Origin of the sequence: Vibrio sp. ABG19, assembly GCF_029962385.1 — a bacterium.
Lineage (GTDB): Bacteria > Pseudomonadota > Gammaproteobacteria > Enterobacterales > Vibrionaceae > Vibrio > Vibrio ostreae.
In genome coordinates, this window is record NZ_CP071708.1 from 411,232 (window position 1) to 425,276 (window position 14,045).

Genomic DNA, 14,045 nt, shown 5'->3' on the forward strand with positions numbered 1-14,045 from the left:
AAAAGAGCTAAAAAATTGCGTTTTTCACTAAAGCTTTTCAAGCGCTTGTCGATACTGCTTGGTTCGGCTTACCAATAAGACTTATTGGTTGTAACAAGGCCTATTCGTTGCATTACACCTATTCATTATCTGAGGCGATGATGAACATGAGATAGGAACAAGCCTCTTGCTAAGTAACAGCTGACAGAATACTAGTTACCCAGCAGAGTCAGGGCGATATTGGGCTGATTGCGTGCCTGGGCCAGAATCGTGGTACTAACCTGCTGCAGGATCTGCTGCTTAATCATTTGAGTGGTTTCTTTGGCGTAGTCGGTATCTTTAATCCGACTGTTGGATGCAGCAAGATTCTCATGCACATTATCCAGATTGTTAATGGCATGACCAAAACGGTTCTGCAGCGCCCCCAGTTCAGAGCGATGGCTGTCGACATACTGCATGGCAGTATCCAGCACCGACACAGCGCGCTGCGCACCGCCAACCGAAGTAATATCAAGATTATCAACCGCTTCATAACCTTGCAGGTTCATCTGCAGCTCATCGGCCAGACTGCCGCTGAAAGACAAAGTGCCCGCCGTTTCTTTACCGGCCATGAAAATCTGTAACTGTCCTTTGTCATTAACCGATGCCGAGACCTTATCGGTCTGACCATTAATGTAGGTAGCCAGCTGTTCAATGTCATCGCCATTGCGGGCCTGGAGGGTGATCTGCTCTTGCTGACCACGCGCATTAAGGTAGGAGATGTTCAGCTCATTGCGGCCATTACCGGTCCGCCAGTCTTTATCTGCCATCCCAGCGGCAACATAACTGAAACCACCCATATTAATGTCATCAGAGCGCATGCTCTTCAGCGATAACTGCACCGCTTCGCCGGATGAGGCACCAATCTGGAAGGACGCCTGACCGAAAGAACCGTTGAGCAATTTTCGCCCACCAAAAGAGGTCGTTTCAGCGATTCGGTTCAGTTCATCATTCAAAGCGCCCATTTCTTCCTGTAAAGCGACTCGATCCTGTTTATTGTTTGACCCGTTAGCCGATTGCAAAGACAAATCCCGCATTCGCTGCAGAAGATTGGTGGTTTCCTGCATCGCGCCTTCGGCAGTCTGCATGATTGAAATGCCGTCATTAGCATTACGTACCGCCACATCCAGCCCACTCATTTGCGCTTTGAGTCGATTGGAGATCTGCAAACCTGCCGCATCATCTTTGGCGCTGTTGATTCTGTTTCCAGAAGACAACCGCTCCATTGACTGATTGAGCATATCGGTCGCGCTGGTCAAATGCCGCTGGGCTATAAGCGCTGAGATATTGGTGTTGACCGTAATCGCCATGCAGTGAAGGCACCCTGTGCTGAGTATCGTGTATGCAAGCTCTATCGGCAGACCGGCACTAAACTTTAGTGCCGCTAGCAGATTTAGCTCACTCAGACCAGATGTTACTTTAAGCAGCAACGAGATAAAGAAAAAGCCAGGCAAAGCCTGGCTTGAACTCAATCCTGACCAATAAAAACTTTTGCGCTCGTTCAGGCTTTCAGACTGAGTGACTGCAACATCGCCTCAGACGGCGCAAAGAAATAAGCACCTGTGACGGCCTGAGTAAAGCGCAACAGCTGATCGGTTTTGCCATCGGTTACCCCATACATGCTGTCGAGCATCGTCTTAATATTATGCAGTGTGTTGCAGTAAGCAATAAACAGCAGACCATGTTCACTGCTGGCACTGCCATAAGGCAGGCTGTGGCGCACAATTTTCAGCCCTTTACCCTGCTCTTTAATATCCACCCGGCCGACATGGGAAGCGGCTGGCACATTATCCAGCTCGACTGAGTCGACTTTGGTTCGACCAATGACCTTTTCCTGCGCGGACACATTCAGGCGATTCCAGGCCGGCAGTTTGTGGACAAAACGCTGCACCAACACATAGCTGCCCCCGGCAAATTCACCATCGGGTATGATGGCGACTTCACGGCGCTGCTCCTGTTTCGGGTTTTCTGTGCCGTCAATAAAACCGGTCATGTCTCTGGAGTCCAGATAACGGAAGCCATAGGTTTCATCGACCACCTCGACATCTTCCGCCACCTGCTCCAGACATTGGCGCATCACGTAAAACAGCAGGTCGTGACGCAGGCTGTGACAGTGAATCAGCACATCGACATCGGTTGCCGGTGCCTGAGTTACGCCTTCTCCCAGCGGAGAAAAATCAATTAATTCTCCCGGCATCGGCGTTTCCAGCTGTTGCCAGAACGCCTTACTGAATGCGATAGACAAGCTCAATTCCGCGCCTGGCTGCGTTGCGTTCAGTTCCTCCACCAGCGCAGGTAAAGCCTGCAACTGCTCAAGAACCTGAGCGTAGTTTTGCTTAATTTTCAAAAGACTGTACAGTGCGAAGGGTTTCGCTTCCGGCAAAATAGCCGACTGTGGCGTTGACATATTAAGTCCTCACTTTTGTTTTTGCTCAGTGTATTCAATCATCAGACAAGCCCACTCAGTGCTGCGTGCCAATCCCGGCGCCGCTGTGCTTATCCTAAAAATAAGTGCTGGTTTGTACGTGTCCGGCGCGGTTATCGATTAGCGTCTATCGGTTCACAAAAGCAGTCTTTTACCCGGCGACTGCGCAGCAGATACAGAACTAACCATAACAGAATCAATAAGGTCAGGGCATTCGCCCAATGAAAAATGCCGTGTTGCAAATACGTGTGGTATCCCACCTGGATTGACTGTACAAGCACCGTCAGTATCGTCAGCCAGCGCCCGTTACGCACCAAAGCGTTAATTTTTGTCCGCTGCTGATGGCGCAGGCCTATCAGCCACATCAGTGCCAGACCGGGCAAGCCAGACAGCAAACCAAGATACAGGGTGGCCGAATTCGGATAGACCCAGGCCAGAATATCAGAACCACTGCTGCGGCTGACGCCTGCCATCACAAACACCAGCCAGGCCCGGGCCAGAAATATCCAGCCCAGCCATAGCCAGACCGGTGCCTTCAGGTAACCATGTGTATCATATTGTTCAATCGCGTAACGCACTGCTCGCCCTGTACCACTTAGCAACTTCATGTTATTGCCTTCCACTTTAGCGCAATGATTTCAAATAGCTATATGCAAGCGCTACTTTTGGTGCCAACCAAGCTTCATGTTACCCTTGGTGAAAACTGATAGGACGGCTGAAATGAAAAACAAAATCGTCGCGTCGCCGCAAACTCAGGACGACGCCAATAAAATTGCCAGGGCGACACAAAAGCCCGGCCAAACCAAAGAGCAAACCAAGCTGATTGCCCAAGGTATCGAAAAAGGCATTGCCCTGTATAAGAAAGAACAAAAAGAGAAACAGCGCCAGGCTGATCGGGCACGCAAAAAAGCGCTGAAAAGCAAGCAGTCAGCGCAAAGCGATGACAATAACATCGATTCAGAACCGTCGCTTAATACCACATCTTCATCACCTGCATGGCAAACCAGACTACCATGGATACTGCTGATAGTGAGTTGGATCGGTTTTGCACTCTATATCACCCTCGCTTAATGTCTGCCGGGAGAAGCACAATCGGGCCTCTCCTGCTCATCCTCCACATGTAAACGACATCAATGTAAACGATACCAACATATCGATAACTATAACGATAGATTATTCCTGTCGACCGTTACACCTACTCCGCCACAATAGCCTTGTTATCTATAAGAATTTATTATTTTTATTCTGACATCATGCTATTTCGGCCCCACTTTTTATCGTAATTTTTCTTGTTATAACTCTCTTTATCAAAATGTGATTAAGCTAGCATCCATATTATATGGAAACGTTTACAGTTGCGGCGTGAAACATAATTATCATTAGGAACAAAAAATGTCCCATATACAAAATGGTCTGAGCTTTATAGACATCATGGTTTTTGCCATCTACGTTGCCATCATCATCGCTGTCGGTCTCTGGGTATCCCGCGATAAAAAAGGCGTGGCAAAAAGTACTGAAGATTACTTCCTGGCCGGTAAATCACTGCCTTGGTGGGCCGTCGGTGCCTCGCTGATTGCCGCTAACATCTCTGCTGAACAGTTTATCGGTATGTCCGGCTCTGGCTTTTCTATTGGCCTGGCGATTGCTTCTTACGAGTGGATGGCCGCGTTAACCCTGATCATCGTCGGTAAATACTTCCTGCCAATTTTCATCGATAAAGGCATTTACACCATCCCGGAATTTGTTGAACAACGTTTTAATAAAAACCTTAAAACCATTCTGGCGGTGTTCTGGATTGCCCTCTACGTCTTCGTCAACCTGACCTCAGTGCTTTATCTGGGTGGCCTGGCTCTGGAAACCATCCTAGGTATTCCGCTGATGTACTCCATCCTGGGTCTGGCACTGTTTGCTCTGGTCTATTCTATCTATGGCGGTCTGTCAGCCGTGGTCTGGACCGATGTCATTCAGGTGTTCTTCCTGGTACTGGGCGGTTTGCTGACGACTTACATGGCAGTGGGCTTTATCGGCGGTGACAACGGCTGGTTCAGCGGTCTGTCGACCATGATTGACGCAGCACCTGGTCACTTTGAAATGATCCTCGACCAAAGCAATCCGCAGTACATGAACCTGCCGGGTATTGCCGTACTGATCGGTGGTCTGTGGGTAGCGAACCTGTATTACTGGGGCTTTAACCAATACATTATCCAGCGCACGCTGGCAGCTAAATCGGTACCTGAAGCGCAAAAAGGGATTCTGTTCGCCGCATTTCTGAAACTGATTGTGCCATTTTTAGTGGTTATTCCGGGCATCGCGGCCTACGTGATTACTAACTCACCGGAACTGATGGCGAGCATGGGCGAGATGGCGACCAACAATATGCCAAATGCCGCTCACGCGGATAAAGCCTACCCATGGCTGACCCAGTTCCTGCCGGTGGGTCTGAAAGGTGTGGTCTTTGCAGCTCTGGCTGCAGCCATCGTGTCGTCACTGGCCTCGATGCTGAACTCAACCGCCACCATCTTCACCATGGACATTTACAAAGAGTACATTGCACCACAAACCGGTGACCACAAATTGGTTAACGTCGGCCGTATCACTGCGGTGGTCGCTTTAGTTATTGCTTGTATGGTCGCGCCTATGCTAGGCGGTATCGGCCAGGCATTCCAGTATATCCAGGAGTACACTGGTCTGGTCAGCCCGGGCATTCTGGCGGTGTTCCTGCTGGGTCTGTTCTGGAAAAAAACCACCAGCAAGGGCGCAATCACAGGTGTGGTACTTTCCATTCCGTTTGCTCTGTTCCTGAAATTCATGCCTCTCAACATGCCATTCATGGACCAGATGCTGTACACCCTGCTGTTCACTATGGTGGTCATCGCACTCACCAGCCTGAGTACCTCGGCTAATGATGACGATCCAAAAGGCATCACACTAACGTCATCGATGTTTGCCACCGGTAAAAACTTCAATATTGCCGCCTATGCCATCATGATTGCACTGGCTGTGCTGTACACCATTTTCTGGTAAATCTAGTCAGACATGACCTAAGGTTATGACATCAAGCCCCGCCCGACGGCGGGGCTTCATCCGTTTTATCAATCCGCACTCAGTGAGCCAGATATGCATCAAGAGTTACTGCCGAATATCGTTACTTTTCTGCAATCCATGTCACCATTCAGCCAGCTCAAGGCTGAAACCGTCAATCAAATAGCGCATTCGGTCGAAATCCTTTATCTGGGAAAAAATGAATACCTTGATTCGCACCAATCCGCACAGCAACAATTCCTGTACCTGATCAGGGCTGGCGTGATTGAACAACGTTATCAGGATGGCAGCCTGCGTTCACGTCTTGGCAGTGATGACATATTTGGTCTCAGCCAAAACCACCAACCTGAGTACCATGTTGTGGCGCTGGAACATACGCTGCTGTACCGGATTGATTATGCATCTTTGCTGGAAAAAGTGGCGGACTACCCACAAGTGATTGCCCAGCTTGCGCCAAATATCCCCACCCGTCTTGCCCACTCAATCCATCGGCCGGTCACCGATAGCGCTGACACTATTTTTCTCCAGCCGGTCAGTCAGTTGCTCGACCCAAAGATTGCGATTGTTTCACCAGACACCACGATTCAGCAGGTTGCACACCGGATGCGTAACGAACTGCGCAGCTCATGTGCGGCGATTGTCGATGAACAGCAAAAACTGATTGGCCTGGTGACAGATAAAGACATGACCAAACGGGTCGTAGCCCAGGGCTGGGATGTACAGCAACCGATATCTTCTATCATGACCACGCACCTCTACGCGGTAAACAGCCGCGATCTGGTCTTGAATGCCACTGAGTTGATGATGCAGCATCACATCCAGAATATTCCGGTCGTTGACGATAACTTTGCCATTCTGGGCATCATTACCCCGCAACAATTGATTCAGAAACACAGTATTCAGGCCGTGTTTCTCAACGAAAAGATTCGCCAGGCCGATTCGGTTGTGGCACTGAGTGAACTTGGCTCTGAGCGCAATGCGCTGTTTTGTGCCTTAGTGGAAAGCGGCGTCTCTAGTGACATCATCGGTCAGGTTATGACACGGATTTACGATGCGTTTACCTGCCGCCTGCTGGAACTGGCTGAGCAACATCTTGGCATCGCGCCGTGTGCGTTCAGCTGGATTGCAGCTGGCTCCCATGCCCGGCATGAAGTCCATCTCGGTTCCGATCAGGATAATGCCCTGATCCTTGCTGATAGTGCGACAGAGAGCGATAAAGCCTATTTCAGCCATCTGGCGATGTACGTGTGTAAGGGGCTGGATCAATGTGGCTATGCGTTATGTAATGGTCGTTTTATGGCCGTGACCCGGCAATGGTGTCAGCCGCTGCACATCTGGCAGGAGTACTACCGCAAGTGGGCGCGGGCGCCGGAATATGACCAGTTGCTCAATCTAAACGTGTTTATCGAAATTCGTCATATCGCCGGTGATCAGCGCCTGTTTGCCGCCCTTGATAGCCAGCGCCAACAGCAGATCAGTGCCAATCCGAAACTGATGGCAGCGCTGGTAACGAACACACTGCGCACCCGTCCTCCGCTTGGCATCTTCAACAATCTGGTCCTTAAAAAAGATGGCCTCAGCGGAGAAAAAACGCTCGATATCAAACACGCGGCTCTGAGCTGCCTGGTCGACATGGCACGTATTTCTGCGCTCAGTGCCGGCGGTCAGATGCAGGACACCCTGTCTCGACTGCAATTTGCCGAGCAACATTCGCTGCTCAGCCACTCCTCTTATCAGGACTGCCTGGGGATCTATCACTTTGTCACCGACCTGCGTAACCAGCATCAGGTTGATGCGCTGCGCAGTGGTCGTCCTGTCAATAATTTGCTGCAGCCGAACCGGTTTGGCAGCTTTGAACGCCAGCATCTCAAAGACGCCTTCCGCATCATCTCCGGCTTACAAGATGCAATGCGGGTCAAGTTCGGACAATAAGATGTTAAACAAAATCGCAACATCATCGTTGCTGCGTCAACTGGAACAACAACGTCAGCAGGTACTCGATAAGAGCACACATCTACCGCCATACCTGCAAACCTGGTTGAGCCACCCGCTGCCCCAGGCCGATTATGATGTACGCCAGCAACCGATACTGGCGCTGGATATTGAAACCACTGGTCTGGATGCCAGCAGAGACCAGATTGTCAGTATTGGCTGGGTGCCTGTCATCAACAACATTATCCGTTTGTCAGGCGCACAGTACTTTTTAGTGAAACCGTTATCACAAAATCATCACCAACAGGCCCTGATTCATCATATCGTGCCGCAAATGCAACAACAGGGGATACCACTGTCGCAAGCAATTGAGGTACTATTTACTGAGTTAAAAGGTAAAGTATTACTCGCGCACGGTAGCGTGATTGAACGGCAATTTATCCGGCAATTCACTCAGTTACAAGGCTGGCCCGAGTTGCCATTAATCTGGCTGGACACATTGAAAATCGAACAGACTTACCGTCAATTCGCTTCCCACACTGCGCCTCACCAGGCGATTAACGACTGGCGACTGAGTGCAATGCGCCAACGTTATAATCTGCCCGATTATCAGGCGCATCATGCACTGTCGGACGCTATTTCGACTGCAGAACTCTATCTGGCTCAACAAAAACGTCTGTATGCCAAAGAGTACGTTCCATTAGAAACCGTGTTGAAAGCGTCCGGGTAATACTGATGCACGAACCGCGCCCTGCCCGGCCCCCACAACAGCTAACAAGAAAGGTTTACAGCCCATGGCAACCATCAAAGACGTAGCAAAGGCCGCCGGCGTATCCGTCGCCACCGTATCGCGCGTGATCAATAAATCACCGAAAGCGAGTCAGGCGTCGATTGACGCTGTCACTAAAGCAATGAGTGAACTCGGCTATCGCCCCAATGCCGCCGCGCGGGCTCTGGTCAGTCAGAGTACCCAGACGATGGGCGTGCTGGTATCGGATGTGTCTGATCCGTTTTTCGGCACTCTGGTCAAAGCTGTAGATACGGTCGCGCGCCAGCACGGCAAGCATCTGCTGGTCGGTAATGGTTACCATAACCCGGAAGATGAGCGCCGCTCTATCGAACTGCTGATCAACAACCGCTGCGATGCGCTGGTGATCCACGCAAAAGCGCTGAGTGATGCCGAACTGATTGCCTTTGCCCAAGAAGCGCCGGGCATGGTGATCATCAACCGTTTTATCCCCGAACTGGCTGAGCGCTGCATCTATCTCGACAACCACAAAGGTGCGCATCTGGCGACGGATTTTCTCATTCGCCAGGGACACAGCAAAATCGCGTTTATCGCTTCCAGCCATCAGATAACGGATGTGGACGAACGGCTGAGCGGTTATCGCGATGCGCTGCAGGAGCATGGCTTAGCCCAGCCTGACAGCTATGTTGAATATGGCGATCCGAGCAGTGAAGGTGGTGAGCAGGCGATGCTCAATCTGCTCAGTAAAGGACTCGAGATCAGCGCCATCGTCGCCTACAATGACAATATGGCCGCTGGCGCCCTGTCAGTGATGGAAGAAAACGGCATTGCGGTTCCGCAGCAGATTTCGATTGTCGGCTTTGATGACGGACTGATTGCGCGCTACGTTAAACCGCGCCTGACCACAGTACGTTATCCGATTCAGATGATGGCGGAAAATGCGGCCCAGCTCGCCCTGTACCTGGCCAAACAGCCGGCGGAAGCGGACACCAGTCCGAAACGCTACTCTCCGACTATGGTCAAACGTGATTCCGTCGCAGGGACTATGGCAGATTAAGCGTCTGACGCCGCTGCCTACCAAGAAAAATTCTCCCCCAAAAGCTCACTGACAAAGTGAGCTTTTTCGTTCTGGCAGGCAGGCCACGTACTGATTGTGCACGCAACAGCGCCTGATCAATCATAAAAAAACCCATGATCAACAATCTTGCCACAACGCACTGCTTTCTCCCCCCGAAAATGCAGTTCGCGCGCCGCGCCACTCCCTACAAGGCAACGCGACTATGCTCAAGATGTTGCCATGGGTAACTGGCTATAGAAAATCTAAAACAGTGAGAACAACTTAAACCGGTGCTGATTACAGCACCGCCATCAACCCCGCCCCTGATTTAGCCTGGCAGACATAGATACTTTCCTTCAGTCCGGTCGCAGCCTGATAGCGCTCAGCAACCGCGCTGGTGACCTTGTCTACCAGCAGCGGCGGAACCAGCGCGACCACACAACCGCCAAAACCACCCCCAGTCATACGTACGCCGCCCTGCTCACCGATCACCTGTTTTACAATGTCGACCAGGGTATCAATTTCACTCACGGTGATTTCAAAATCATCGCGCATGGAAGCGTGGGATTCGGCCATCAGTTGCCCCAGAACGACCATATCACCGTTACGCAGCGCCTGCGCCGCCTGTAAAGTGCGGGCATTTTCACTGATCACATGACGGGCGCGTTTGGCCACCATTTCATCGAGCCCGGCGCTGCGGGCATTGAACTGCTCCAGGCTGACATCGCGCAGAGCTTTGACGCCGAACCACTGCGCGGCCTGCTCACATTGCTGACGGCGGGTGTTGTATTCACTGTCAACCAGCCCGCGCTGCTTGTTGGAGTTAATGATCACCACCGCCATGTCCTGCGGCATCGAAACCGCCTCGGTTTCCAGGCTGCGGCAATCAATCAGCAGCGCATGATTATCCTCGCCCTGAGCGGAAATCAGCTGGTCCATAATGCCGCAGTTACAACCGACAAATTCGTTTTCGGCCTGCTGACCATTGAGTGCGATCTCCGCTTGTGACAACGGCAACTGGTACAGCTCTTTAAAGGTCTGACCTATCACCACTTCCAGCGCCGCTGAGGAACTCAGCCCTGCTCCCTGAGGCACGTTGCCGCTGACCGCCAGATCAACCCCGCGGAAAGTCTGGCCGCGTTCGCGCAGGCAAAGTACAACACCACGGATGTAATTGGCCCACATTTTGTCATCCACAAAACGGATTTCACCATCAAGGGTAAATTCGTCCATCTGGTTGTCATAGTCACAGGCCACGACACGTACTACATTGTCATCGCGTTTTTTCGCGGCCACGACAGTCTGATAGTCGATGGCGCACGGCAGGACAAAGCCGTCATTATAATCGGTATGTTCACCGATCAGGTTGACCCGTCCCGGAGCTTGAATAATATGGCTTGGCTGACAGCCGAACGCGGCGTGGAAAGACGCGCTTACCGTGTGTTTAAGATCAGACATCATTAAATTCTCTTTGGTTAAGGACGGCGCCTTAAAGCACGCCGTACCGACTAATCAGGCTTGTTCTTTGTAGTGGATGTCCGCGACATCACGCAGACGCTGTGCCGCTTGTTCCGCGGTCAGATCGCGCTGGGTTTCAGCCAGCATTTCATAACCAACCATAAACTTGCGCACTGTGGCACTGCGCAGCAGAGGCGGATAGAACAGTGCATGTAACTGCCAGTGTTCTATATCGGTTCCGGCACTGAAAAACGGCGCATAATGCCAGCCCATTGAATACGGGAAAGAGCACTGGAACAGGTTATCGTAACGACTGGTGAGCTTTTTAATCGCCAGCGCCAGATCATCACGTTGCTCGTCGCTCAGTTCATTCATGCGGCGAACATGGGCCTTGGGCAGCAGCATGGTTTCAAACGGCCAGGCAGCCCAGTAAGGCACCAGTGCCACCCAATGCTCCGTTTCCACCACGATGCGTGAACCGTCAGCCAGCTCTGCCTGAACATAATCCACCAGCAGGTTAGTGCCATGTTGCTGGTAATAGGCGTTAAGATGGGCTTCTTTACGCTCAATTTCATTGGGTAAGAAACTGTTGGCCCAAATCTGGCCATGCGGGTGCGGCTGCGAGCAACCCATGGTTTCACCCTTGTTCTCAAACGCCTGCACCCAGAGGTACTCTTTACCCAGCTCTTCAATCTGCTCATTCCAGGTGTCAATCACGGCGCGAATTCCCGCCAGCGGAAGTTCTGGCAGGGTTTTGCTGTGATCCGGTGAGAAGCAAATCACCCGGCTCAAACCGGTCACACCCTGAATTTTAAACAGCGGACTGTCCGACTGCGGAGCTTGCGGTGAATCAGTCATTAACGCTGCAAAATCATTATTGAACACATAAGTCCCCGAATAATCCGGGTTAACATCGCCTGAAATCCGGGCGTTGGTCGGACAGAGAAAACAGTGCTGCTCATAGCTCGGTAACTGGGCGGTAGACGGTGTTTCGTCCTGACCGCTCCACGGGCGCTTGGCTCGATGGGGAGAGACCAATACCCATTGTCCGGTCAAAGGGTTATAGCGGCGATGCGGATGATCCACCGGATTAAATTTAAGATTTGTCATCTGTGCTTACCTAAACAATGTATGGGCCGTTAGTCCTGATAACCTTGCGGGTTTTGTGACTGCCAGCGCCAGGTATCTCTGGTCATTTCAGCCACACTGCGTGTTGCCTGCCAGCCCAGTTGCTGACGGGCTTTTTCGGTACTGGCCCAGCATTCGGCAATATCACCGGGACGACGCGGGCAGATCTCATAAGGCACCGGCTGACCACAGGCATCGCTGAACGCATTGACCATATCCAGTACACTCGACCCTTTCCCTGTGCCGAGGTTAAAAATATGCAATCCGGCCTCAGAACCGACTTTATCCAGTGCGGCAATATGGCCATCGGCCAGATCCATCACATGGATATAGTCACGCACGCCGGTACCGTCCGGCGTGGCATAGTCATCACCGAACACCGCCAGTTTGTCACGGCGCCCGACGGCAACCTGAGCAATAAACGGCATCAGGTTGTTGGGAATTCCTTGCGGGTCTTCGCCCATGCTGCCGGACGGGTGAGCACCGACCGGATTGAAATAACGCAGCAGAGTGATACTCCAGTCCGGCTCAGCAGCAAACAGATCGGTCAGACACTGCTCCACCATGTATTTGCTGCGTCCGTACGGATTGGTGGTGGCACCGGTCGGAGACGATTCAGTGATTGGCACTTGTTGCGGGTCGCCGTACACCGTCGCCGATGAACTGAAGACCAGACTTTTCACTCCGGCTTTGCGCATACTGCGCAGCAGAACCAGCGTGCCGTTGACATTATTGTCGTAATACTCAATCGGTTTGCTGACCGATTCCCCGACCGCTTTCAGACCGGCGAAATGAACTACCGCCTTGACTGACGTCTGGGCAAACACCGAATCCAAAAACGCTTCATCGCGAATATCGCCGACAAAGAAACGCGGGCGTGCGCCGGTCAACGCTTCTATCCGGTTAAGTACTTCTGCCTTGGCATTACACAGGTTATCGACAATCACCGGCGTGATACCGGCCGCTATCATCTGTACACATGTGTGGCTGCCGATGTATCCCATACCACCTGTAATAAGAACGTTCACCTGTCACCTCTTGTTCGTTGTCTGTTGACGATAGGATGCAGTTTATCCTCAACCTAAGCGCACTTTCTGTGACTCTGCTCTCAAGGTGTAAACGTTTCCACAAAATTGGCAAAAAATGGCTTTAAGAAAAACAGAGATCATTAAAATAAGAGAGCCAGAGAAAGAGATAGCGTTTTCACTATCTGAGTTATCAGAGCCGTTAAACAGGCGTTACTTAGCTTCTCGGATCACAATCCGAGTGTTCTGATATTAGAAAAACGACGTAGCAGGACAGACACCATAAACACGGCAATGACGGAAATGAAAAAAATGCGCCGCCCTGGCGGACGACGCATCCTGGTCGGTCGGACTTATGACCGTATTCAGGCACTGAAACCCAGGCTGGTAGCGATAGCCGTTTTGCGCTCCAGTACCCACTGGCTGTCGAACGGCCCCCAATCAGACAGTTGGTAGTAGCCATCGTTATGACGCCGGCCATCCTGAATGAACATCAATTCAATGCCGATCCCCGGCAGTGCTTTGATCACATCCTGAATAGTACGCCGCGGCCAGCCAGTCTTCTCAATCAGTTTGGGAACATTCGGTCGCTCAAGACTCTCCACCAGCAAGGCTAAATACAGGCGCCTTGCAAATACAGGACTCAATTCCATTGATAACCTCCTAATTATGCTAAGCACATTATTTCTGTTTTGCAGTTCAAGGTGTTGAGTTCGATCAATAACTCGCTAATCGCCGTAGCCCAGTGCATAATTTTTCAATTCACTAAAATAGTTTCATCACACTTTTGTCAGAAGGGAGCCTTCCTGTTACGATTTGGCAAACCTCATAATAAGCAGTATTCAAAGGATTCCTATGACCATCACTATGTACGGTATTCCCAATTGCGACACGATCAAAAAAGCGCGTAAATGGCTGGAAGCACAAGGTGTGGATTATCAGTTTCACGACTATCGTAAAGATGGCGTCAACACTGATCTGGTAAGTGAATTTTGTCAGGCTCTCGGCTGGGAAAATGTACTCAACAAACGTGGCACTACCTATCGTCAACTGACACAAGAACAGAAAGATGGTCTCAATCAGGACAACGCAGTCCCTTTGCTGGTTGAACAACCCGCGATGATCAAGCGCCCGGTTCTGCGTGTCGATGGTCAGCTCCATGTCGGTTTTAAAGCCGAACAATACGCTTCTCTTTTCTCTTAAATACAAGGA

13 protein-coding genes are annotated in these 14,045 nt (G+C 51.1%); 6 read left to right on the forward strand and 7 right to left on the reverse strand.

Annotation, left to right across the window (positions count from 1 at the left end; all coding sequences use genetic code 11):
- Positions 1-191: 191 nt before the first annotated feature.
- From J0X00_RS07975 to J0X00_RS07985, 3 genes are all read right to left on the reverse strand, one after another.
- The gene (locus J0X00_RS07975) at positions 192-1,328 is read right to left on the reverse strand and encodes a flagellin (protein WP_136482452.1); all 1,137 of its coding nucleotides are present in this window, start codon (positions 1,326-1,328) and stop codon (positions 192-194) included.
- Positions 1,329-1,519: 191 nt separating this feature from the next.
- Complete coding sequence (locus J0X00_RS07980; protein WP_282477872.1) at positions 1,520-2,425, reverse strand: Dyp-type peroxidase; 906 nt, start codon at positions 2,423-2,425, stop codon at positions 1,520-1,522.
- Between the two features lie 131 nt (positions 2,426-2,556).
- Positions 2,557-3,021 (reverse strand): DUF2919 domain-containing protein, encoded by a 465-nt coding sequence (locus tag J0X00_RS07985; RefSeq protein WP_136483161.1) that lies wholly within the window; start codon positions 3,019-3,021, stop codon positions 2,557-2,559.
- A gap of 142 nt (positions 3,022-3,163) precedes the next feature.
- Between J0X00_RS07985 and J0X00_RS07990 the strand changes: the two genes are divergently transcribed.
- The 5 genes from J0X00_RS07990 (at position 3,164) to J0X00_RS08010 (ending at position 9,222) form a co-directional block, all read left to right on the forward strand.
- Entirely contained in the window at positions 3,164-3,514 is a 351-nt protein-coding gene (locus tag J0X00_RS07990) for a DUF2956 domain-containing protein (RefSeq protein WP_282477873.1), read from the forward strand.
- Positions 3,515-3,835: 321 nt separating this feature from the next.
- Positions 3,836-5,467: a sodium/sugar symporter gene (locus J0X00_RS07995; protein WP_136482446.1), complete on the forward strand. Its 1,632-nt coding sequence runs from the start codon at positions 3,836-3,838 to the stop codon at positions 5,465-5,467.
- Positions 5,468-5,560: 93 nt separating this feature from the next.
- Positions 5,561-7,417 carry a DUF294 nucleotidyltransferase-like domain-containing protein gene (locus J0X00_RS08000; RefSeq protein ID WP_282477874.1) on the forward strand — a complete coding sequence of 619 codons (1,857 nt, stop codon included), beginning with the start codon at positions 5,561-5,563 and terminating at the stop codon, positions 7,415-7,417.
- Between the two features lies 1 nt (position 7,418).
- Complete coding sequence (locus J0X00_RS08005) at positions 7,419-8,147, forward strand: exonuclease domain-containing protein (RefSeq protein ID WP_282477875.1); 729 nt, start codon at positions 7,419-7,421, stop codon at positions 8,145-8,147.
- Between the two features lie 64 nt (positions 8,148-8,211).
- Positions 8,212-9,222 carry a substrate-binding domain-containing protein gene (locus J0X00_RS08010; protein WP_282477876.1) on the forward strand — a complete coding sequence of 337 codons (1,011 nt, stop codon included), beginning with the start codon at positions 8,212-8,214 and terminating at the stop codon, positions 9,220-9,222.
- A gap of 297 nt (positions 9,223-9,519) precedes the next feature.
- Here J0X00_RS08010 and galK read toward each other — a convergent pair whose 3' ends face one another.
- From galK to J0X00_RS08030, 4 genes are all read right to left on the reverse strand, one after another.
- On the reverse strand, positions 9,520-10,680 hold the full coding sequence (galK, locus tag J0X00_RS08015) for a galactokinase (RefSeq protein ID WP_282478278.1): 1,161 nt from the start codon (positions 10,678-10,680) through the stop codon (positions 9,520-9,522).
- Positions 10,681-10,734: 54 nt separating this feature from the next.
- Positions 10,735-11,790 (reverse strand): UDP-glucose--hexose-1-phosphate uridylyltransferase, encoded by a 1,056-nt coding sequence (locus J0X00_RS08020; RefSeq protein WP_136482438.1) that lies wholly within the window; start codon positions 11,788-11,790, stop codon positions 10,735-10,737.
- Between the two features lie 29 nt (positions 11,791-11,819).
- Entirely contained in the window at positions 11,820-12,836 is a 1,017-nt protein-coding gene (galE, locus tag J0X00_RS08025) for a UDP-glucose 4-epimerase GalE (RefSeq protein WP_282477877.1), read from the reverse strand.
- A 362-nt stretch (positions 12,837-13,198) separates the two neighbouring features.
- Positions 13,199-13,486: a helix-turn-helix domain-containing protein gene (locus J0X00_RS08030; protein WP_282477878.1), complete on the reverse strand. Its 288-nt coding sequence runs from the start codon at positions 13,484-13,486 to the stop codon at positions 13,199-13,201.
- A gap of 202 nt (positions 13,487-13,688) precedes the next feature.
- On the opposite strand from J0X00_RS08030, the gene J0X00_RS08035 reads away from it, so the two are divergent.
- Entirely contained in the window at positions 13,689-14,036 is a 348-nt protein-coding gene (locus J0X00_RS08035; protein WP_282477879.1) for an ArsC family reductase, read from the forward strand.
- Positions 14,037-14,045 lie beyond the last annotated feature (9 nt).